This is a genomic window from Geodermatophilus sp. URMC 60 (assembly GCF_053502585.1).
Genome location: NZ_CP199958.1, coordinates 4,913,628 through 4,935,015, shown reverse-complemented (window position 1 = coordinate 4,935,015; position 21,388 = coordinate 4,913,628). Strand labels below are relative to the sequence as shown.

At 76.0% G+C, this 21,388-nt stretch carries 19 protein-coding genes; 11 read left to right on the top strand and 8 right to left on the bottom strand.

Going from position 1 to position 21,388, the window contains the following annotated elements; all coding sequences use genetic code 11:
- Positions 1 to 147: 147 nt before the first annotated feature.
- The 7 genes from ACWIX3_RS23225 (at position 148) to smc (ending at position 7,188) form a co-directional block, all read left to right on the top strand.
- Positions 148 to 795: a YceD family protein gene (locus ACWIX3_RS23225; RefSeq protein ID WP_448609706.1), complete on the top strand. Its 648-nt coding sequence runs from the start codon at positions 148 to 150 to the stop codon at positions 793 to 795.
- Between the two features lies 1 nt (position 796).
- Positions 797 to 976, top strand: coding sequence for a 50S ribosomal protein L32 (rpmF, locus tag ACWIX3_RS23220; RefSeq protein WP_091212451.1), 180 nt, complete (start codon positions 797 to 799; stop codon positions 974 to 976).
- Between the two features lie 17 nt (positions 977 to 993).
- A complete protein-coding gene (gene rnc / locus ACWIX3_RS23215; RefSeq protein ID WP_448609705.1) occupies positions 994 to 1,896 on the top strand; it encodes a ribonuclease III in 903 nt (300 codons plus the stop codon).
- Positions 1,897 to 1,902: 6 nt separating this feature from the next.
- A complete protein-coding gene (gene mutM, locus ACWIX3_RS23210; protein ID WP_448609704.1) occupies positions 1,903 to 2,805 on the top strand; it encodes a bifunctional DNA-formamidopyrimidine glycosylase/DNA-(apurinic or apyrimidinic site) lyase in 903 nt (300 codons plus the stop codon).
- Between the two features lie 67 nt (positions 2,806 to 2,872).
- Positions 2,873 to 3,166, top strand: coding sequence for an acylphosphatase (locus ACWIX3_RS23205; protein ID WP_448609703.1), 294 nt, complete (start codon positions 2,873 to 2,875; stop codon positions 3,164 to 3,166).
- 149 nt (positions 3,167 to 3,315) lie between these two features.
- Positions 3,316 to 3,507 (top strand): hypothetical protein, encoded by a 192-nt coding sequence (locus tag ACWIX3_RS23200; protein ID WP_448609702.1) that lies wholly within the window; start codon positions 3,316 to 3,318, stop codon positions 3,505 to 3,507.
- 114 nt (positions 3,508 to 3,621) lie between these two features.
- Positions 3,622 to 7,188 carry a chromosome segregation protein SMC gene (smc, locus tag ACWIX3_RS23195; RefSeq protein ID WP_448609701.1) on the top strand — a complete coding sequence of 1,189 codons (3,567 nt, stop codon included), beginning with the start codon at positions 3,622 to 3,624 and terminating at the stop codon, positions 7,186 to 7,188.
- On the opposite strand, the gene ACWIX3_RS23190 is transcribed toward smc, so the two are convergent.
- The 3 genes from ACWIX3_RS23190 to ACWIX3_RS23180 all read right to left on the bottom strand — a co-directional run bounded on the left by ACWIX3_RS23190 (position 7,185) and on the right by ACWIX3_RS23180 (position 10,946).
- Positions 7,185 to 8,291, bottom strand: coding sequence for a DUF2332 domain-containing protein (locus tag ACWIX3_RS23190; protein WP_448609700.1), 1,107 nt, complete (start codon positions 8,289 to 8,291; stop codon positions 7,185 to 7,187). The genes smc and ACWIX3_RS23190 overlap by 4 nt on opposite strands.
- 154 nt (positions 8,292 to 8,445) lie before the next feature.
- Positions 8,446 to 9,261 carry an endonuclease/exonuclease/phosphatase family protein gene (locus tag ACWIX3_RS23185; RefSeq protein ID WP_448609699.1) on the bottom strand — a complete coding sequence of 272 codons (816 nt, stop codon included), beginning with the start codon at positions 9,259 to 9,261 and terminating at the stop codon, positions 8,446 to 8,448.
- A gap of 5 nt (positions 9,262 to 9,266) precedes the next feature.
- Positions 9,267 to 10,946, bottom strand: a complete 1,680-nt coding sequence (locus ACWIX3_RS23180; RefSeq protein WP_448609698.1) for an alkaline phosphatase D family protein — start codon at positions 10,944 to 10,946, stop codon at positions 9,267 to 9,269.
- Positions 10,947 to 11,017: 71 nt separating this feature from the next.
- On the opposite strand from ACWIX3_RS23180, the gene ftsY reads away from it, so the two are divergent.
- On the top strand, positions 11,018 to 12,244 hold the full coding sequence (gene ftsY, locus ACWIX3_RS23175) for a signal recognition particle-docking protein FtsY (RefSeq protein ID WP_448609697.1): 1,227 nt from the start codon (positions 11,018 to 11,020) through the stop codon (positions 12,242 to 12,244).
- Positions 12,245 to 12,331: 87 nt separating this feature from the next.
- Here ftsY and ACWIX3_RS23170 read toward each other — a convergent pair whose 3' ends face one another.
- The 5 genes from ACWIX3_RS23170 to ACWIX3_RS23150 form a co-directional block, all read right to left on the bottom strand.
- Complete coding sequence (locus tag ACWIX3_RS23170) at positions 12,332 to 14,182, bottom strand: SpoIIE family protein phosphatase (RefSeq protein ID WP_448609696.1); 1,851 nt, start codon at positions 14,180 to 14,182, stop codon at positions 12,332 to 12,334.
- A 71-nt stretch (positions 14,183 to 14,253) separates the two neighbouring features.
- Positions 14,254 to 15,033, bottom strand: coding sequence for an energy-coupling factor ABC transporter ATP-binding protein (locus tag ACWIX3_RS23165; protein ID WP_448609695.1), 780 nt, complete (start codon positions 15,031 to 15,033; stop codon positions 14,254 to 14,256).
- Positions 15,030 to 15,812 (bottom strand): cobalt ECF transporter T component CbiQ, encoded by a 783-nt coding sequence (gene cbiQ / locus ACWIX3_RS23160; protein ID WP_448609694.1) that lies wholly within the window; start codon positions 15,810 to 15,812, stop codon positions 15,030 to 15,032. The genes ACWIX3_RS23165 and cbiQ overlap by 4 nt, the downstream gene beginning before the upstream one ends.
- A gap of 1 nt (position 15,813) precedes the next feature.
- Positions 15,814 to 16,134: a PDGLE domain-containing protein gene (locus ACWIX3_RS23155; protein WP_448609693.1), complete on the bottom strand. Its 321-nt coding sequence runs from the start codon at positions 16,132 to 16,134 to the stop codon at positions 15,814 to 15,816.
- Positions 16,131 to 16,832, bottom strand: a complete 702-nt coding sequence (locus ACWIX3_RS23150; protein ID WP_448609692.1) for an energy-coupling factor ABC transporter permease — start codon at positions 16,830 to 16,832, stop codon at positions 16,131 to 16,133. Before ACWIX3_RS23150 ends, ACWIX3_RS23155 begins: the two co-directional genes overlap by 4 nt.
- A gap of 347 nt (positions 16,833 to 17,179) precedes the next feature.
- On the opposite strand from ACWIX3_RS23150, the gene ACWIX3_RS23145 reads away from it, so the two are divergent.
- The 3 genes from ACWIX3_RS23145 (at position 17,180) to ACWIX3_RS23135 (ending at position 21,341) form a co-directional block, all read left to right on the top strand.
- Positions 17,180 to 18,547: an ammonium transporter gene (locus ACWIX3_RS23145; RefSeq protein WP_448609691.1), complete on the top strand. Its 1,368-nt coding sequence runs from the start codon at positions 17,180 to 17,182 to the stop codon at positions 18,545 to 18,547.
- Positions 18,544 to 18,882, top strand: a complete 339-nt coding sequence (locus ACWIX3_RS23140) for a P-II family nitrogen regulator (RefSeq protein WP_097208882.1) — start codon at positions 18,544 to 18,546, stop codon at positions 18,880 to 18,882. Before ACWIX3_RS23145 ends, ACWIX3_RS23140 begins: the two co-directional genes overlap by 4 nt.
- Positions 18,883 to 18,977: 95 nt before the next feature.
- Positions 18,978 to 21,341, top strand: a complete 2,364-nt coding sequence (locus tag ACWIX3_RS23135; protein ID WP_448609690.1) for a [protein-PII] uridylyltransferase — start codon at positions 18,978 to 18,980, stop codon at positions 21,339 to 21,341.
- The last annotated feature ends 47 nt before the right edge of the window (positions 21,342 to 21,388 follow it).

Below are 21,388 nucleotides of genomic sequence, written 5' to 3'. Positions count from 1 at the left end.
GGACGGGGCCGGCGGGTCCCCGGGAGGGGGCCACTCCGGGCCGGACGGGCCGGCCCGCCCATCGGGTAGTCTGGGTCCCTGGTCCGACCGCCGGAGGTCCACGCGCCCCGGCCGGCCACCTCCCCGTTGCCTACCGCGAGTACCGACATGCCTGCCGCACCGCCGCCCCGCCCAGGCGCCGCGTCCAAGGACGCCCGGCGTCCCGCCGCCAACCCCTGGTTCGTGGACCTGCGCGAGCTCGGCCGCCGCGCCGGCTCGATGCATGAGATCGAGCGCACGCTGCCGGCGCCCGCGGACTGGCGGGTCGAGCTCATCGGCGTCCCGGAAGGCGCGGAGGTCCACCTGCAGCTCCGGCTGGAGTCGGTGATGGAGGGCGTGCTGGTCTCCGGCGAGGTCGACGTCCCCGTGGTCGGCTCGTGCGCGCGGTGCCTGGAGCCGATCGAGGACAGCCTCGAGCTCGACGTCCAGGAGCTGTTCGCCTACGAGGGCAGCACCACCGAGGCCACCAGCGAGGAGGACGAGGTCCGCCGCGTCGAGGGCGAGCACCTCGACCTCGAGCCGATGGTCCGCGACCTCGTCGTCCTGAGCCTCCCGCTGGCGCCGACCTGCACCGAGGACTGCGCCGGCCTGTGCGTCGACTGCGGGCAGCGGCTCGACGACCTGCCCGCCGACCACACGCACGAGCAGCTCGACCCGCGCTGGGCCGGGCTGGCTCAACGCTTCGGTGCCTCGCAAGCCGACCGTTTCGCTTCCGCACCGGGCACCCCCGGCGCGGACAACCCAGAGGAGAACTGACGTGGCCGTCCCGAAGCGGAAGATGTCCCGCGCCAACACCCGTGCCCGGCGTTCGCAGTGGAAGGCCTCCGCGCCGACCCTGACGCCGTGCCCGAACCGGGCCTGCGGCCAGCTCAAGCCGCCGCACCAGGCCTGCCCGAACTGCGGGCAGTACGCGGGCCGTCAGGTCCTCTCGGTCTGACCCCGGCAGGAGCAGCCGTGGGGACGACGGCCACCGGTACCCAGCCCGCTCCGGGCGGGGCTGCCGGCCGCTCCCCGACGGGTGCGGCACACGCCGACCGCGCGGCCGCCTGGCTCCTCGACGCCCTCGGTGTCGAGCTGCCCGGCGGCCTGCTGGCGTTGGCGCTGACCCACCGCTCCTACGCCTACGAGCACGGCGGCCTGCCGACCAACGAGCGGCTGGAGTTCCTCGGGGACTCGGTGCTCGGCCTGGTCGTCACCGACGAGCTCTACCGGCGCCACCCCGAACTCCCCGAGGGCCGGCTGGCCAAGCTGCGCGCCTCGGTGGTCAACATGACCTCGCTGGCCGGCGTCGCCCGCCGCCTGGGCGACGGTGGCCTGGGGCCGCACCTGCTGCTGGGCCGCGGCGAGGAGACCACCGGCGGCCGGGAGAAGGACTCGATCCTCGCCGACGCGGTCGAGGCCCTCATCGGCGCCGTCCACGTCGGGCTGGGCCTGGACGTCGCGGGGACGATCGTGCACCGGCTGTTCGACCCGCTGCTCGACCAGGCCGCCACCCGCGGGGCCGGCCTGGACTGGAAGACCAGCCTCCAGGAGCTGGGTGCGCGGCTCGGGCTGGGCGCGCCGACCTACGTGGTCGAGGACACCGGTCCCGACCACGCCAAGACCTTCACCGCCGCCGTCGTCCTCTCGGGCACGGTCCACGGCCGTGGTGCCGGGCGCACCAAGAAGGCCGCCGAGCAGGAGGCCGCCGAGGCCGCCTGGCGTGCCCTGTCGGACGGCGTGGACCCGGACGGCGTGGACCCGGACGGCGGGACGCCGGACGTCGGGGCGCCTGACGTCGGGGCGTCGAACGGCCGGGCGTCGAACGGCGGGGCGTCGGCCATCGCAGCCCTGCCGGTCGAGTCCTCCGCGAGCTGAGCCGCCGTGCCCGAGCTGCCCGAGGTCGAGGTGGTCCGGCGCGGTCTGGAGCGCTGGGTCGCCGGGCGCACCGTCGCCACCGTCGAGGTGCACCACCCGCGCGCCGTCCGCCGCCACCTCGAGGGCGTCGAGCACTTCACCGCCGCGCTGACCGGGCGCACCCTCACCGCCGCCCACCGCCGCGGCAAGTACCTGTGGCTGCCGCTGGCCGAGGTCGACGGCACCCCTGCCGGGCAGGCGCTCGTCGCGCACCTCGGGATGAGCGGCCAGCTGCTGGTCGAGAAGCCGGCCCAGCCCGACGAGACGCACCTGCGCGCCCGGTTCACCTTCACCGACGGCGGCCGGGAGCTGCGCTTCGTCGACCAGCGCACGTTCGGCGGACTGGCGGTGGAGGAGTGCGCCGGGGACGGTGGGGCGGGCGGAGCCGTCGCGGACCGGATCCCGAGCCGGCTGGCGCACATCGCCATCGACCCGCTCGACGAGAGCTTCGACGCCGACGGGTTCAGCGCGGCGCTGCGCCGTCGGCACACCGAGGTCAAGCGGGCGCTGCTGGACCAGACGCTGATCGGCGGGGTGGGCAACATCTACGCCGACGAGTCGCTGTGGCGGGCGCGGCTGCACGGCAACCGGCCCACCGACCGACTCACCCGGACCCAGGTCACCGACCTGCTCGACGGCGTCCGCGACGTCCTCGGCGAGGCGCTGGCACAGGGCGGCACCTCCTTCGACTCCCTCTACGTCGACGTCAACGGGCAGAGCGGCTACTTCTCCCGCTTCCTCGCCGTCTACGGCCAGGCCGACCGGCCCTGCCCGCGCTGCGGGACGCCGATCGTGCGCGAGCCGTTCATGAACCGCTCCAGCTACAGCTGCCCGCGGTGCCAGCCGCGCCCGAGAGCCCGCCGACCGTGAGCGGACGCAGGCGGGATCCCGTCAGCGAACGACGAGCGGGGAGCGGAGCGCTCCGCTGGAGCGGACCATGGGGATGGTGAGCGGGGAGGACGGGCGGCGTCGGCTCGTGGCCCTGGTATCGGGCTCGGTGCAGGGCGTCGGCTACCGCTGGTACGTCCGCGGACGGGCTGCGGCGGCCGGGCTGGCGGGCTCGGCGACCAACCTGCCCGACGGGCGCGTCGAGGTGGTGCTCGAGGGCCCCGACGCCGCGGTGGCCGCCGTCCTGGCCGATCTGCAGGGCCCGGAGGCGCCCGGTGCGGTGACGGCGGTCGACGTCCGGAACGAGCCGGTCCGGGGGAGCACGGGGTTCACGACGGCGTGACCAACGTGACACCCACCTGACACGGGAGGGTTGGAGTGTGCCCGTTGACCTGCGTGTCAGGGCCTGTCACCCTGGGAACACACGGACCGCGCCGACCGTCGTACGGGGCGCAGGTCATCCCCTCACGAAGTCGAAAGGCCGTTGTCGCCATGGCCAAGGCCCTGTTCGGTCACGTCGTCACCCCCGCGGAGCTCCGAGTATTCGAGGAGAACGCCGTCCTGCGGGCCAGGGTGCGCCGGCTGGAGCAGGAACTGGAGGAGCTGCGCGCGCAGCGCGACGCCGCGATCGCCCACGAGCTGCTGAGCATGGCCGGCGACAACGCCGAGCCGGCTCTCGCCTGAAGAAGGACCCTTCTGCCCCCCGCCACCCGCGAGCTCGCGGCGGGACCCTGCAGGAGGGCCACGTCCTCTCCCCCCGGGAGCTGAGGACGGGGCCACGGCTGAGTACCTGATCCCGTGCATCTCTCGAGCCTGACGCTGAAGGGCTTCAAGTCCTTCGCGTCCGCGACGACCCTGCGCCTCGAGCCGGGGATCACCGCCGTCGTGGGCCCCAACGGCTCCGGGAAGTCCAACGTCGTCGACGCCATCGCCTGGGTCCTGGGCGAGCAGGGCGCCAAGAGCCTGCGCGGCGGCAAGATGGAGGACGTCATCTTCGCCGGCACCGCCGGCCGCCCCGCTCTCGGCCGGGCCGAGGTGACGCTCACCATCGACAACGCCGACGGCGCGCTGCCGATCGACTACACCGAGGTCTCGATCACCCGGCGGATGTACCGCTCCGGGGAGAGCGAGTACGAGATCAACGGGGACAAGGTCCGGCTGCTCGACGTCCAGGAGCTGCTCAGCGACTCCGGCATCGGCCGCGAGATGCACGTCATCGTCGGCCAGGGGCAGCTCGACGCCGTGCTCTCCGGGCGCCCCGAGGACCGCCGCGCCTTCATCGAGGAGGCCGCCGGCGTCCTCAAGCACCGCAAGCGCAAGGAGAAGGCGCTCCGCAAGCTCGACGCGATGCAGGCCAACCTCGACCGGCTGGCCGACCTCACCGCCGAGCTGCGCCGCCAGCTCAAGCCCCTGGGCCGGCAGGCCGAGGTCGCCCGCCGCGCGGCCGGCGTGCAGGCCGACCTGCGTGACGCGCGGCTGCGGCTGCTCGCCGACGACCTGGTGCAGCTGCGCGACGCGCTGGACGAGGACGTCGCCGACGAGACCGCCGCCCGGCAGCGCCGCGCCGTCGTCGAGGCCGAGCTGGCGCGGACGTCGGCGCGCGAGTCGGCGCTCGAGACGGAGCTCGCCGTGAACGCCCCGGTGCTGGCCGCCGCCCAGGACACCTGGTACCGGCTCTCCGCCCTCACCGAGCGTTTCCGCGGCATCGCGCAGCTGGCTGCCGAACGGCACCGCCACCTCTCCGCCGCACCGCCCGCGGCCGCCGCCGGCCGGGACCCCGACCAGCTCGAGGCCGAGGCCGACCGCGTCGCCGCCACCGAGGTCCAGCTCGCCGACGGTCTGGCGGCCGAGCGGGGCCGGCTGGCCACGGCCGTCGCCGCCCGCACCGACGTGGAGGCCGCGCTCGCCGAGGCCGAGCGGGCCTGGGTCGCCGCCGCCCGCGCGCTCGCCGACCGCCGCGAGGGCCTGGCCCGGCTCTCCGGGCAGGTCGCCGCCGCCCGCTCGCGCGTCGCCGCGGGGGAGTCGGAGATCGAGCGCCTGGCGCTGGCCGCCGGCGAGGCCGCCGACCGGGCCGAGGTCGCCGCCGAGCGGCTGGCCGAGCGCCGGGAGGCGGTCGCCGAGCAGGAGGACGGCGACGTCGCACTCGTCACCGCCCACTCCGACGCCGTCGCCGCGCACGCCGCGGCGGCCCGGACGGTCACCGAGCTGGCCGCCGCCGAACGGGCAGCGGAGCGCGACCGCGCCTCCGCGCAGGCCCGGCGCGACACGCTCGCCCAGGGCCTGGCCCCGGCCGACGGCGCCGCCGCGGTGCTCGCCGCCGGGTTGCCGGGCGTGCTGGGCGCGGTCACCGAGCGGGTCACCGTCGCGCCCGGCGCGGAGATCGCTCTCTCCGCTGCCCTGGCCGGCATGGCCGACGCGCTCGTCGTCGACTCCGTCGCCGGCGCCGCCGCCGCGCTCGCCCACCTCAAGGACGTCGACGGCGGCCGGGCCGGGCTGCTGGTCACCGGCGGGCTGCCCGCGCTGCCCCGCGAGGGCTGGCCGCGGCTGCCCGAGGGCCTGCGCTGGGCCCGCGACCTGGTCGAGGCCCCCGAGGAGCTGCACCCCGCCCTCGACCGGGCGCTGGACCGCGTCGCCGTCGTGCCCTCCCTCGACGCCGCCGTCACCCTCGTCGTCCGTCACCCGCGGGTGCGGGCGGTGACCGCGGACGGCGACCTGGTCGGCTCGGACTGGTCGGTCGGCGGACAGGCCGACGCGCCCTCCGGCCTCGAGGTCCGCGCCCGGGTGGACGACGCCGAACGCGAGCTGACCGCCGCCGCCACGCGCGCCGCCGAGCTCGCCGACCGGCTGGCCGCGGCGCGGGAGACCGCCCGCACCCGCTCCGCCGACGTCGACGAGGCCCTCGCCGCCCGCCAGGCCGCCGACCGCAGCCGCTCGGCCGTCGCCGCGCAGCTGGCCGAGCTCGGCGCGGCCGCCCGCTCGGCCACTGCCGAGGCCGAGCGCTCCGCGGCCGCCCGGGTCCGCGCCGAGGCCGCGCTGGAGCAGGTGCGGACCGCGCTGGCAGGGCTGGAGGACCGGCTGGCCCAGGCCGAGGCCGCGCCGGTCGAGGAGGAGCCCGACCCCGCCGAGCGGGACCGGCTGCGGCTGGAGGCGGCCGCGGCGCGGCAGGCCGAGACCGAGGCGCGGCTGGCCGTCCGCACCGCCGAGGAACGGGCGCGGGCGCTGTCCGGGCGGGCGGAGTCGCTGCGTCGGCAGGCCCGCCAGGAGCGGGCCGCCCGCGAGCGCGCCGCCGCGGCCCGTGTCGCCCGCGAGCGCGGTGCGCAGGTCGCCGCCCGGGTGCGGTCCGGCGCGGAGACGGCGCTGACCGCGCTGGCGTCGTCCCTGGAGCGGGCGGCCGCCGAACGCGACCAGCTGGCCCGCGTGCGCACCGCCCGCGAGGCCGAGCTGCTCGAGGTGCGGGTCGCCGTGCGCGCGGCCACCGCCGAGCTGGAGCGGCTGACCGACGAGGTGCACCGCGACGAGGTGGCCCGCGCCGAGCAGCGCTACCGCATCGAGGCGCTGGAGGACCGGGCCGCCGAGGAGTACGGCGTCGACCTGCCCACCCTGCTGGCCGAGTACGGCCCGGCCGCGCCGGTGCCGCCCACCCCGGCGCAGGTCGCTGCCGCGCAGGACGCCGGCGACCCCGAGCCCGCTCCGGTGCCCTACGACCGGGCCGCGCAGGAGCGCCGCGCGGCCAGAGCGGAGCGTGACCTGGCCACGCTGGGCAAGGTGAACCCGCTGGCGCTGGAGGAGTTCGCGGCGCTGGAGGAGCGGCACGGCTTCCTGGCCACGCAGCTCGAGGACCTCAAGGCCACCCGGCGGGACCTGCTCACCGTCGTCCGCGAGGTCGACGGCCGCATCCACGACGTCTTCGCCTCGGCCTTCGCCGACGTGCAGCGGGAGTTCGAGCAGGTCTTCGCCGTCCTGTTCCCGGGCGGGCACGGCCGGCTGCACCTGACCGACCCCGAGGACATGCTGACCACGGGCGTCGAGGTGGAGGCCCGGCCACCGGGCAAGAAGGTCAAGCGGCTGTCGCTGCTCTCCGGCGGCGAGCGCTCGCTGACCGCCGTCGCGCTGCTCGTGGCGATCTTCCGGGCCCGGCCCTCGCCGTTCTACGTGCTCGACGAGGTCGAGGCCGCCCTCGACGACGTCAACCTCGGGCGGCTGCTGATCCTCGTCGAGCAGCTCCGCGCGACCTCGCAGCTGATCGTCATCACGCACCAGAAGCGCACGATGGAGATCGCCGACGCGCTCTACGGCGTGAGCATGCGCGGCGACGGCATCACCGGCGTCATCAGCCAGCGCCTGCGCGAGGCCGAACCCGCCTAGGGGAGGGGACCCGTCCTCCCCGTCCTCTGCGAGCTCGGAGCGGACCCGGGACGGGGCCGCGGACACCAGGGGTCCGCCAGCCACGCCAGCACGCGGCCCTGCGACCAGCAGCGGCCGATGGCCTCGGCGCGCAGAGCCGACCGGTCGAACACCGCCAGGCCGATGATGCTGTGGCCAGAGGCGCGGCGATCGCCGAGCGTCGGGATCGTCGGCGCGACCCCGACCCCCTCCGCTGACACCCACGCCACCGCCCGGCCGGCCGCCGCTTCCTCGAGGCGGTGCAGGAAGCGCCGGCGGCTCTCGAGCGGGAAGCGCGACAGCGCCCACGTCGTGGTGACGACGGGCAGGGCGTCCGCGGGCACACGGGCGACGGCGTCGGGCACCACCTCGGCTGCGTTCCCTCGCAGCAGCAGCGGAGGAGCCGTCGCCGCCAACGCCATCTCCGCGTCGAGCCTCGCGGTCCGCGCCGGTTGGTCCGGCGCCAGGCAGGCGCGCAACCACCGGGCGTCGTCCGCGTCGGTCACGTCGAGCGGATCGAGGTCGACGACGACCCGGGCGACGACCTCGGGCACCGCCCGCGTCGGGATGGGCCGGTCTCCCACGATCGAGGACGACAGCTGCACGGGGGATGACGGGTCGCCCAGCGCTCCTCCGTCGCCGTACGTGATGCCGACGCGATCCACGTTGAGATTGAGCCCGGCCGGACGACCCACGTCGATCAACCCCAGCGCATCCGCGCCCACCCGGCGCGCCGCCTCGGCGATGGCCGGGTACAGCACGGCGCAGCGTCCGGTCTGGTCGGCCCGGACCTGCCGGCGCACGGCTATGGCCACGACCGAGTCGGTCATCCGCAGCAGCGTGTCGATCGCCGCGCCGGCGGCAGCGTCGCCGTCCGCAGCGGCACAGGCCGCGGCGAGCGCCGGGGCGCGTCCGGCGAGGGCGAGGTCGTGCAGCGCGGCGAGGATCACCCTCGGGTGCCGCTTGCGCGCCGGCGCCGCCTCGATGGCCCGCAGCGCCTCGTCGGACTCGCTCAGGGCGACGGCGACGCGCTCGTACAGCGGCGACGTCCCGGCGGCGTCGACCTGACCGAAGTGTCGGTACACCTCAGCGAGGGTGCGGGCCCTACCCACGGGGACGGCGCTCCCCGCGGTCGGCCCCGGCGTCCCCTGGGACGGGAGCGCCGCGGAGATCCTCGACCGACCCGCCGGCCACTGCCGCTCCCTCGACGAACCGCGTGCGCTCCACCGCGACAGGACGCTAGACCCCCGACTGCACCTGCAGGTCGACGACGAGCGGCAGGTGGTCCGAGGCGCCGGCGCCGTCGAGCACGTGGGCGCGGGCGACGCCGACGCCGGGGGAGACCCACACCTGGTCGATGCGGCGGTGCGGGCGCCGGGCCGGGTGCGTCCCGCCGTGCCGCGCGTGCCAGAACCGCCAGCCGGCCCGGTCCTCGCGGTCGGGGGCGAGGTCCCAGGCGTCGGTGAACCGTCCGGTCAGGGTGGCGAGCTCGGGGGCCCCGGGGTCGGCGTTGAAGTCCCCGACCAGGACGCCGGTCTCCATCGGCTCGGTGTGCAGCTGCGCGATCGCGGCGATCTGCCGGCTGCGCTCTTCCGGCGAGCGGGTGGACAGGTGGGTCGTCGTCACCCACAGTGCGGCGCCGTCGAGCTCGACCATCGTCCGCAGCGCGCTGCGGGGCTCGCCGTCGCCGGGCAGCGGGTGGACGTCGCTGATCAGGATCGGCAGCCGGGACAGCAGCGCATTGCCGTACTGGCGGCGCACCCCCGCGTCCCGGCGCGGCTCGTCGATCGCCGGACCCCACGCCAGCTGCATGTCCAGCGCCCGGGAGAGCAGCAGCGCCTGGTCGACGTCCTCGCTGCGCCCGCCGTAGTGGCGGTCCACCTCCTGCAGGCAGATGAGGTCGGCGTCGGCCGCGGCGAGCACCGTGGCCAGCCGCGGCAGGTCGTGCCGGCCGTCGACGCCGACGCCGTGGTGGGTGTTGAAGGTGACCAGTCGCACGGGGATCGGCGGCTGGTCCGGGCCGGGAGCGGGCCTCGCGCCCAGGGGGTCGCTCACCTGCGTCAGCCTGTCACCTCCGCCGGGACGGGGTCGGACAGCGGCAGGTCGGCGACCAGCTGCAGCCGATCCCGGCCCACGTCGTCCCAGTCGGTGACGAACAGCCGGAACGAGGCGTCCCGGTCGTGCAGGACCAGCTCGCCGAGCTGGTTGCCGAAGTACGGGCCGGCCTGCTTGACCCAGTCCAGCTCCGACGGGCGGACCCGCGCCAGCCGGGACAGCCCCGTGGTCAGCCGGCGGGCCCAGCGGCTCCACCCGATCCGGAAGCCCACGCGGATCGGGTGCGGCGCCTGGTTGTGCAGCGGGGAGACGGTCAGCTGGTGCACACGGGTGGTGAGACCGTCGGGCTGGACCAGCTCGGCGGCGTAGGCGTGGTGGACGTCGCCGGAGAGCACCAGCGCGGTCGCCGGCGCCCGGCCCTGCTCGCCACGGGCGAGGGCGATCAGCGCCCGGCCCAGCCGCTCGAAGGAGTCGCCGAACGCCGACCAGTGCTCGAGGTCGGCGGCCTGCCGCAGCTGCTCGGACAGCCAACCGAGGGGACGGCCCAGGTGCCGCCGGACGAGCGTCTCGTTCCAGCGCTCGACCTCGTGGATGGCGTGCGGCAGCAGCCACGGCAGCGAGGTGCCCAGCACCAGGTGCTCGACGCCCTCGTCGACGGCGCGGCGCATGGCGGCCTCGACCCAGGCGAACTCGTCCTCGTCGAGCATCCCGCGGGCGTCCTCGTCGAGGACGCGGCCGGCCCGGCTGTCGATGACGATCATCCGCGCCTCGCCCCAGTGCCGCACGTAGCTCCAGCGGACCGAGCGCGGATCGCGATCGGCGGTCTCGGCCATCGCCTGCAGCACCGGCTCGGCGTCGTCCCGGCGCTCCTGGACCGCCTGCCAGGTCGCGTCGGCGGCCAGCTCCTGCGGGCTGAGGTTGCCCAGGTGCTGGTACACCCAGTAGCTGGCCAGGCCGCCGCAGATCCGGCGGGTCCACCAGTCCTGCCCGGTCACCTTGCGGCGCCAGGCGGCGGAGGTGTTCCAGTCGTCGATCATCTCGTGGTCGTCGAAGATCATCGACGACGGCACGGTCGACAACAGCCAGCGCACCTGGGGGTCGCTCCAGGACTCGGCGTAGAGCCGGGTGTACTCCTCGAAGTCGTCGACCTGGGCGTCCGGCGGGGCCGGCCGCTGCCGGCGCAGGGCGAGCCAGTTGCGGGTCGCGTGCGTCAGCTCGTCGGCGTAGACCTGGTCGCCGAGCAGCACCAGCGCGTCGGGCCAGGTGTCCTCGGGCTGTCCGGTCAGCCGCGCGGCGTAGGTGTCCAGCGCGTCGGGCGGGATGCCCTCGGCGACGTCGACGGTGCTCGGGGTGGCATAGCGGCAGGAGCCGAAGGCGACGGTGAACGGCCCAGGCCGGCCCGGTGTCCGGATCCGGCTGGGCGGGAACGTGGAGGAGGGCTCCGGCCACACCCGCTCGCCGTCCAGGTGCACCTCGTAGGGCGTCACGCTGCCCGGCTCGAGCCCCTCGACGACGACGAGGGCGTAGCAGTGGCCGCTGACGGTGAAGGTGCGGGTGCGACGGCCGAGCACCTCGACCTCGCAGGGCCGGTCGGTCTCCACCCACACGGTGGCCGACACCGGGTCGACGTGCCGCAGCAGGGGACCGAGGAGGAGGACCGGGTCGTCCCGGCCGGGGAGCGGCATGCCGCCCAGGGTGGCCCACCGGCGCGGGTTCCGCACCGACCCCGACCACGGGTGCTGGGAGACTGAGGGCCATGGAGTTCGTGCTGATCGCGATCGCGATCCTGCTCGTCGGTCTGATCCTGGGGGTGAGCCTGCTCGTCGGCCGCGGCCGGCGGACCACGCGCCTGGACGACGACGCCGCCGCCGGCACCACGCTGACCCGGCCGCGCCCGCCCACCCCGACGACGGAGGCCCCGCCCCGGCCGTCGGGCGCGACGGCGAGCGGGATGGGGACGACGGCCCAGCCGGACGCCGTCTCGCCCGAGGCGCCCCCCGAGGTCGAGCTGCCCCCGGCCGTCCCCGAACCGGGCCTGGTCTTCGAGACCCCGCCGCCCTCGGCCGGCCGGCTGGTACGGCTGCGGTCGCGGCTGGCCCGCTCCCAGTCGAACCTGGGGCGCGGCCTGCTCACCGTGCTCGCCCGCGAGCGGCTCACCGAGGACGACTGGGAGGAGGTCGAGGAGACCCTGCTCGCGGCCGACGTCGGCGTGGCCGCCACCCAGCAGATCGTCGACCGGCTGCGCACGCAGTCGATGGTCCTGGCCACCGCGTCCGGCCCGGACCTGCGCCGGCTGCTGGTCCGGGAGCTCACAGCCGTCCTCGGCCCCGACCTCGACCGCTCGCTGGGCGTGGACCGGCACGACGGCCGGCCGGGGATCGTCCTGGTCGTCGGCGTCAACGGCGCGGGCAAGACGACGACGGTCGGCAAGATCGCCCGCGTCCTCGTCGGCGACGGCAAGAGCGTCGTCCTGGGGGCCGCGGACACCTTCCGCGCCGCCGCCGCCGACCAGCTCGAGACGTGGGGCGAGCGGGTCGGCGTCCTCACCGTGCGCGGCCGCGAGGGAGCCGACCCGGCGTCGGTCGCCTTCGAGGCGGCACGCACCGGGGTCGAGGGTGAGGTGGACACCGTCGTCGTCGACACCGCCGGCCGGCTGCACACCAAGGGCGGCCTGATGGACGAGCTCGGCAAGATCAAGCGGGTCGTCGAGAAGGTGGCACCGGTGACCGAGGTGCTGCTCGTCCTCGACGCCACCACCGGCCAGAACGGCGTCGTCCAGGCCCGCGTGTTCACCGAGGCCGTGACCGTGACCGGTGTCGTCCTCACCAAGCTCGACGGCACCGCCAAGGGCGGCATCGTCGTCTCGGTGCAGCGCGAGCTCGGCATCCCGGTCAAGCTCGTGGGGCTGGGGGAGGGCGCCGACGACCTGGCGCCCTTCGAGCCCGAGGCGTTCGCCGAGGCGCTCGTCGGCGGGGCCGACTGAGAGAGGACCTCGTCCTCCCACCCCTCGCCGGCCCAGGGCGGGGCCCTGCAAGGGGGCGTTCCAGCACGTCGCCGGGGCCGCCGGTGCTCACCCCGCGGCCGGCGGACCTCCCCGGTGCACGTGCAGTGCGACCAGCGCGACGTCGTCGGCGTACTCCGGGGCCATCCTCGCCAGCAGCGCCTCGCACAACTGCTCGACCGGGACGCCGGACAGCTCCGTGCCCGCCTCCACCAGCCGGGCCAGGCCCTCGTCGAGGGTGGCGTCCCGGCGCTCGACCAGCCCGTCGGTGTAGAGGACGACGGTGTCGCCGGGGTGCAGCGGGACCGTGGCGTCGGTGCGGCGCGTCCCCGGATCGACCCCGAGCAGCAGCTCCGGCCGCCGCTGCAGCAGCTGCGCCGTGCCGTCGGCCGGGATGAGCAGCGGCGGCAGGTGGCCGGCGTTGGACCAGCGCAGCGTCCGCCGTCCCGAGGCCGCCTCCTCCGGGGTCTGCTCCACGCGGGCGAGCAGCGCGGTGACCAGCGTGGTCACCCCCAGGTCGGGCAGCGCCCCGTCGAGGGTCGCCAGCGCACGGGCCGGCGGGGCGTCCAGCGCGTGGATCACGCCGCGCAGCACGTTGCGCAACTGGCCCATGACCGCGGCGGCGATCCGGTCGTGCCCGGTGACGTCGCCGACCACCAGCGTGGTGGCGCCGTCGGGGGAGAGGAAGGCGTCGTACCAGTCCCCGCCGACCTGGGCCTCCCGGGCCGCGGGGCGGTAGCGGACGGCGATGCGCAGGCTGTCGGCCTCCGGTGGGTCGGTGAGCATCGACCGCTGCAGCGTCTCGGCCAGGCTGCGGGTCTCGCGGGCCCGCCGCCGCTCGTCCTCCAGCCGGCTGACCCGGTCCACGGCCTGGGCGCACTGCGCGGCGTGGGCCTCCAGCACCCGGACGTCGTGCTCCTCGAAGGCCCGCGCAGAGGTCCAGCCGACGGTCCACGAGCCGAGCAGGCGGCCGCCGGCGCGCAGCGGCAGCGCTGCCCAGGACCGGAGCCCGAGCGCCTGGGCCAGCCGGCCCTCCTCGGTGTCCGGCCGGGCGCAGGCGTCGCGGACCAGCACGGTCTCCCCGGTGGCGGCGACGGCCATCGGCAGCGGCGAGGTGGGGTCCAGGTCGGCCGAGACCAGCCGCCCGTCCCGGTCCTCGGTGAGCGTGAGGCCGTCGGGCCCGGCGAGGGCGACCGCGGCGGCGTCGCTCTGCAGCGCGGAGCGACCGTGGTCGAACAGCAGCCCGAGCAGCTCGGTGATGGTCTCGGCGGCGGCGAGGGCGGAGACGGTGGCGGCCAGCCCGGCGAGCGAGGCGGCGGTGCGTCGCTCGCGCTCGCTGCTCTCGCGCAGCTCGGCGTTGAGCCGCTCGAGCTCGCGCGTGCGGGCGAAGAGGTCGGCCTCCACCCGTTCGACCCGGTGCTGCCCGCGGGCGGCCTCCTGCTGGGCCTCGTCGCGGGCGCGGACGTAGTCGGTGATGTCGTCGGAGCGGTGCAGCAGCAGGACGACGCGGCCCTCGTCGTCGAGGATCGGCACGTTGCGCGGGCTCCAGAAGCGTTCCTCCCACGTGCCGTCGGGGAGCGGGATGTCGTACTTCTGGATCGCCATGGTCACCGGCCGGCGGGTGTCGCGGACGCGGGCCAGGGTCTCGGCCAGGTTGCGGACCCCGTCGGCCCCGGGGTCGTCGGGGTTGAGCGGGAAGACGTCGAACAGGTGCCTACCGACGGTGTCGTCGAGCGTGGTGGCGGTGGCCTCCAGCCGGGCCCGGTTGGCGTGCACGATCACCAGGTCGGGGGTCAGCAGCAGGAAGGGGGCCGGCGCCTCGTCGAAGACCCGCGCGAAGTCGGGCGCCGGCAGCTCCTCGGGCGCCCGTCGCCCCGTGTCGACGTCGTTCCCCCGGCGCTGCTGTCCCGCGGCCACCACGTGGTCCTCCCCCCGGACGGATGTGGTCGCCTCGGCACTACCCGCTCGGCCCGGTTCACACGGGTTGGTGGTCAGGGCACGCTGCGGGGGTCGAACCCGTAGGGCAGCTCCAGCCGGTGGCGCGCCAGCAGGTCGGGGTCGGCGAGCAGCTCGCGGGTCGGCCCGTCGGCCACCACGACGCCGCCGTCGAGGACGACCGAGCGCGGGCACAGCTGCAGGGCGTAGGGCAGGTCGTGGGTGACCATCAGCACCGTCACCGGCAGCGACTCGAGCACCTCGGCCAGCTCCCGCCGTCCGGCCGGGTCGAGGTTGGACGACGGCTCGTCGAGCACCAGGATCTCGGGGTGCATCGACAGCACGGTGGCGACGGCGACCCGCCGCCGCTGGCCGAAGGAGAGGTGGTGCGGCGGCCGGCCGGCGGCCCCGGTCATGCCGACCTGCGCCAGCGCGGCGGCCACCCGCGCCTGCACCTCGGGCTCGGGCAGGCCGAGGTTGCGCGGGCCGAAGGCGACGTCCTCGCCGACCGTCGGCATGAACAGCTGGTCGTCGGGGTCCTGGAAGACGATGCCCACCCGCCGCCGGACCTCTTGGAGGTTCCGCCGGTCGACCGGCAGCCCGGCCACGTGCACGTTGCCGCGTCCACCGCTGAGGATGCCGTTGAGGTGCAGCACCAGCGTGGTCTTGCCGGCGCCGTTGGGCCCTAGCAGGGCCACCCGCTCGCCGCGCTCGACGCGCAGGTCGACGCCGTAGAGCGCCTGGTGCCCGTCGGGGTAGGCGAAGGCGAGGTCCTCGACGAGCAAGGAGGGCTCCGGACGCGAGGAGCCCGACGGCGACGGCGCGGGGGTGGTCACCCGAGCAGCAGACCGGACACCAGGACGGCGGCCGCACCCAGCGGCAGGGCGAGGGCGGCCAGCCACGCCCGGGCGGGCACCGCGGCGGCCGGTGCGCCGGGCATCCGGCCGGTGTAGCCGCGCGACAGCATCGCCAGGTGCACCCGCTCGCCGCGCTCGTAGGAGCGGACGAACAGCGAGCCCGCAGCCGGACCCAGGACCCGCAGCGCGCCGACGTTGCGGCCCACGAAGCCGCGGGACTCCCGGGCCACCCGCATCCGGTGCAGCTCGCCGCCCACCACGTCGGCGTACCGGATCATGAACATCAGGATCTGCACGAGCAGTGACGGCAGCCGCAGCCGCTCCAGACCGGCCAGCAGCGCCCGGGGCTCGGTGGTCGCCGAGAGGACCACGGCGGCGAGGACCGACAGCGTGGCCTTGGCCAGGAGCCCACCGGCGGCGACCAGGCCGCTCTCCGAGAGCGCGACGCCGGCGACCTCGACGCGCGGCCCCTGCGCCACGAAGGGCAGCAGCACGGCGAACAGCACGAACGGCACCTCGATCGCCAGCCCCCGGGCGAGCCGGGCCGGTCCCACGCCCGCGACGGCGGCAGCGAGGAGGACCAGCGCCAGGTACCCGCCGTAGGCCGCCCAGGCCCAGGTGGCGTGCACGGGGGTGGCCACGACGACCAGCGCGAAGCCGAGGACGGCGACGAGCTTGAGGTGCGGCTCGAGGCGGTGCACCGGGCTGGTCCCGGCGAGGTAGGCCGCGCCCAGGACACCGCCGTGCACCGCCGTCACGTCAGTCCCCCGCGGTGGCGGCGGTCCGGCCGCGGCGGCGCAGCAGGAGGGTGAGTCCCCCGGCGAGCACGAGGGTCACCAGGACGCCGATGACGCCGGCCAGCCCGCCGGAGAGCCGCTCGGAGTCGACGCCGGAGACGCCGTAGTCGGCCAGCGGCGAGCTCGCCGCCGCGCTGTCCTCGGCGGTGTGCAGGAAGCCGGACCGCTCGGCGGCCCACTCCAGCCCGTCGGGGGAGGCGCTGGCGTACCAGCTGACCACGCCGGCCACGAGGAGGGCGACGGCCAGGCCCACCACCCACAGCAGGCGGCCCCTGCGGCTCATCGGGCACCCGCCGGCACCGACGCGGGCCGCTCGGCCAGCAGCGTGGCCCGGCGCAGCGCCCGGGCGCCGTACACCAGGTCGGGGCGGACGGCGAGGACCGCGCCGACGACCGCCACCGTGATCGCCGCCTCCCCGAGCCCGATGAGCACGTGCACGCCGCCCATGGCCGCGGCCACCGTGCCCACGGGCACGTCGGCGACGCCGCCGACCGTGAACAGCCCGACGAACACCAGCGCGGCCACCGGCACCGAGAGGAAGGCGCCCACGCCGGCGGCGGTCAGCACGCCGCCGCGCGTCGTCGGCAGCAGCCGCGCCAGCAGGCGGAAGGCCCCCCAGCCCACCGCGACGGCGACCAGGCCCAGCAGGGTCACGTTGGTGCCCAGCGCGGTGAGCCCGCCGTCGGCGAACAACAGCGCCTGCACGACGAGGACGACGGTCATGCACAGGACCGCCGTCCACGGCCCGACCAGGACGGCGGCGAGCACCCCGCCCATCAGGTGGCCGCTGGTGCCCGCGCCGACGGGGAAGTTGACCATCTGCACGGCGAAGACGAAGGCCGCGGTGAGACCGGCCAGGGGAGCGGTGCGCTCGTCGAGCTCGCGCCGGGCGCCGCGGAGGGCCAGGGCGACCCCGCCGGCGGCGACGGCCGCCGTGGCCGTGGACGTCGGGGCGTCGAGGAACCCGTCGGGTACGTGCACGCTGCCTCCTCGGAGCTCGCCCTCACCGTGTGTGGGGGGCGACTGACCGGGACCTTATTGCACACCGGTCGCAGTTGCACATCTCTCGCAACAAGGCGCGACGGGGGCCGGAGGCGGGCCGTGCAACACGACCGGAACACGACGGGCGGACACGCGGGCCGGAGTTCACCGCACGGAAACAGCGGCGCGCCGGTCGCCGAAACGTGCCGACGGCACGGTGAACGCCACGTCGCCCCTCTCCCGAGGGGCGCCGGTCAGCCCCTCGGCCCGGACGTCCCCGACGTCCCGGCCCCGCCCCCTGCGGCCTGCGCGCGACGCCGGCCGCACCGATCCGTCAGGAGGTTGCCGTGGACACCGGCGACACCGCTTGGGTCCTGGCCAGCGCCGCGCTGGTGCTGTTCATGACCCCCGGTCTGGCGCTCTTCTACGGCGGCATGGTCCGCGCCAAGAGCGTCCTCAACATGATGATGATGAGCTTCGGCGCGCTCGCCCTGATCAGCGTGCTCTGGGTGCTCTACGGCTACTCGATGGCCTTCGGCGACGACATCGGCGGCGGCCTGCTCGGGAACCCGCTGGAGTTCTTCGGGCTCTCCTCGCTGCTGGGCACCAGTGGCCTGGAAGGCGGCTTCCAGCCCGAGAGCCTGGTCTTCACGGTGCCCTCGATGGCCTTCGTCGCCTTCCAGGCGATGTTCGCCATCCTCACCGTCGCGCTCATCTCCGGCGCCATCGCCGACCGGGCCCGCTTCGGCCCGTGGATGGTCTTCGCCGGCGTCTGGGCGACGCTGGTGTACTTCCCGGTCGCGCACTGGGTCTTCGCCTTCGACGGCGCGGAGTCCGAGACCGGTGGCTGGATCGCCAACGACCTGCTGGCCATCGACTTCGCCGGCGGCACCGCGGTGCACATCAACGCCGGTGCGGCGGGCTTGGCGCTGGCCCTGGTGCTGGGCAGGCGGCGCGGCTTCGGGCGCGACCCGATGCGGCCGCACAACCTGCCGCTGGTGATGATCGGCGCGGGCATCCTGTGGTTCGGCTGGTTCGGCTTCAACGCCGGCTCCGCGCTGGCCGCCAACGGGCAGGCCGCCGAGGTCTTCGTGACCACGCTGGTCGCCACGGGCGCCGCGGCGCTGGGCTGGCTGCTGATCGAGAAGGTGCGTGACGGCCACGCCACCTCGCTGGGCGGCGCCTCCGGCGTGGTCGCCGGCCTGGTCGCCATCACCCCGGCCTGCTCGTCGGTGACGCCGATCGGGGCGATCATCATCGGCCTGGTCGCCGGCGTGGTCTGCGCCCTGGCGGTCGGCCTGAAGTACAGGCTCGGCTACGACGACTCCCTCGACGTCGTCGGCGTCCACCTCGTCGGCGGCCTGTGGGGCACCCTGGCCGTGGGCCTGTTCGCCTCGGCGTCCACCACGGCCGGCGTCGACGGACTCCTCTACGGCGGCGGCGTCGACCAGCTGTGGCGGCAGGCGCTGGGTGCCGGCGTCGTGCTGGTCTACTCGTTCGTCGTCACCCTGGGGATCGGTGTCGTCATCGCCAAGACCATGCGCTTCCGGGTCTCCGAGGAGCACGAGGTCAGCGGGATCGACGGCGTCGTGCACGCTGAGACGGGGTACGACTTCGCCTCCCTCGGGGGCGGGGGCGGCAGCGCGACCCTGGGCGGCCAGGCGCACGCCGAGGCCCGGGGCATGACCGTGACCACCGAAGGGAGCCGGGCGTGAAGCTCGTCACCGCCATCGTCAAGCCGTTCAAGCTCGACGACGTCAAGAACGCCCTCGAGCTGATCGGCATCGCCGGGCTCACCGTCAGCGAGGTCCAGGGCTTCGGCCGGCAGCGGGGCCACACCGAGGTCTACCGCGGGGCGGAGTACCAGGTGGACTTCGTGCCGAAGGTGCGCATCGAGGTCGTCGTCGGGGAGATCGACGCCGCCCGCGTGGTCGACGCGATCGTCGAGGCGGCCTCCACCGGTCAGATCGGCGACGGCAAGGTGTGGGTGACGACGATCGACGAGATCGTGCGCGTCCGCACCGGTGAACGCGGCGCCGACGCGCTCTAGGGCCGGACGCGACACCGTCGGCCGGGGTGGTGGGGTTGCCTGCCACCCCGGCCGACGCCGTTCCAGGGACAGCGCAGGAGAGGCGAGGGGGAGACGTGCTGGACACCGGGTCGCTGCCCGCACTGCCGCGGGCCGAGCGCATCGAGGTGCTCGACGCCTGGCTCACCGGCTTGCTCGACGAGGCGGTCGCGGGCACCCCGCCGCCCCGGCCGCGTCGCGGCGGGCCGCCCCCACGCACCGGGACGGACGGCGTCGCGCTGCTGGCCGTCGGCAGCCTGGGCCGCCGGGAGCTCCCGCCGCAGGGGGACCTCGACCTCGTCCTCGTGCACGAGGGGCGCCCGGAGATCGCCGCCCTCGCCGACGCGGTGTGGTACCCGATCTGGGACGCCGGGCTGCGCCTGGACCACTCGGTGCGGACGGTCGCCGAAGCCGTCGGCGTGGCCTCCACCGACGTCAAGGCCGGGCTCGGGCTGCTCGACGTCCGCTTCGTCGCCGGGGACGCCGGACTCGCCGCCACGCTGCGCGCCGCCACCCTCAGCAGCTGGCGGCAGTCGTCGTCCCGGCTGCTGCCGCAGCTGCGCGACCTGCGCCGTGGCCGCGCCCGGCAGGTCGGGGAGCTGGCCTTCCTCCTCGAGCCCGACCTCAAGGAGGCCTACGGCGGGCTGCGGGAGGGGCAGGTGCTGCGCGCGGTCGCCGCCGCCCAGCTGGCCGACGAGCCCACCGCCGAGGTCGAGGAGGCCTACGCGTTCCTGCTCGACGTCCGCGACGAGCTGCGCCGGCGCACGGGCCGGCCGAGCGACGTGCTGGTCCGGCAGGAGCAGCGTCCGGTGGCCGTGGCGCTCGGCCTGCCCGACGAGGACGCCCTGCTGCGCGAGGTGAGCCTGGCCGGGCGCAGGCTGGCGTTCGTCGCCGACGAGACCTGGCGGCGGGTGGAGGCCGCGCTCGTCCGCCGTCCCCGCGGCCGGTACCGGCGGGTGCGCCGCGAGCCGCTGGCCGAGGGCGTCGTCCGGCAGGGCGACGAGGTGGTGCTCGCCCGCGACGCCCACCCGGCCGCCGATCCCGGCCTGGTGCTGCGCGGCGCGGCCGCCGCCGCGCGCGCGGACCTGCTGCTGTCGCCGTACACCCTCAAGGTGCTCGCGGTGCACGCCCCGCCGGTGCCCGAGCCGTGGCCGGCGGAGGTGCGCTGGTCGTTCCTCCGGCTGCTGGCCAGCGGACGCTCCGCGGTCGGGGTCCTCGAGCAGCTGGACCAGGAGGGGCTGCTGTCCCGGCTGCTGCCGGAGTGGGACCGGATCCGCTCGCTGCCGCAGCGCCACCCCTGGCACCGCTTCACCGTCGACCGGCACCTGGTGGAGGCGGCCGCGGCCGCCGCGGAGCTGACCCGGGACGTGGACCGGCCCGACCTGCTGCTGGTCGGCGCTCTGCTGCACGACATCGGCAAGGGCTGGCCCGGCGACCACAGCGAGGTCGGCGAGCCGATCGCGGCGCGCATCGCCACCCGGATGGGCTTCTCCGAGGTCGACGTCGCCACGCTGGCCGCGATGGTGCGTCACCACCTGCTGCTCCCCGACACCGCGACCCGGCGCGACATCGACGACCCCGCCACCGTCGGCCGGGTCGCCGCGACCATCGGGCACGACCCCGCGCTGCTGCAGCTGCTGCACGCCCTGGCCCAGGCCGACGGCGCCGCGACCAGCTCCTCGGCGTGGTCGCCGTGGAAGGCCCACCTGGTCGCCGCGCTCGTCGCCCGCGTGCAGGCGCGGCTGGGCGGCACCCCGGTCCCCGAGCCGGAGCCGGTGCTGCACCCGGGGGAGCCGCAGGCGAGCACCGACGCCGCCACCGGCATCTCCGTCGGGGTGGAGGACGTCGCCGACGGCCAGCAGGTGACGATCGTCGCCCCCGACCGGCACGGCCTGTTCAGCCAGCTCGCGGGGGTCCTGGCGCTCAACCAGCTCGACGTGCGCGCCGCCAAGGTGAACGTCGTCGGCGAGCGGGCCACCGCCGTCTTCGCCGTCCGGCCGCGGTTCGGGCGGGCGCCGGTGGCCTCGATCCTGGCCGACGCCGTGCGGGCGGCCCTCGAGGGCACCCTGCCGCTGGCCGAGCGACTGCGGCAGCGGGAGGCCGACTACCGCCAGGACGCCGCCCGGGGGACGCCGCCGCGGGTGGCCTGGCACAACGGCGAGGTGACCGGCGACGCGACCGGCATCGTCGAGGTGCGCGCGGGGGACCGGGCCGGGCTGCTCTACCGGCTGACCGCGGCACTGGTGACCGAGGGCCTCGACGTCACCTCGGCGCGGATCGAGACCCTGGGCGCCGACGCCGCCGACCACTTCTACGTCGCCAACCCCTCCGGGGAGCCGATCGGCACCGAGCAGCGGGCCCGGGTGGAGGCCGCGCTGGCCGCCGCCGTCCGCGGTGCGGTGCCCGATGCGGTGGCCGGCCCGGGGGACACGCCGGGCTGAGGTCCGCGGTCCTGTCGTACCCCCGTGCCACCGTCGAGGGAGCGGGA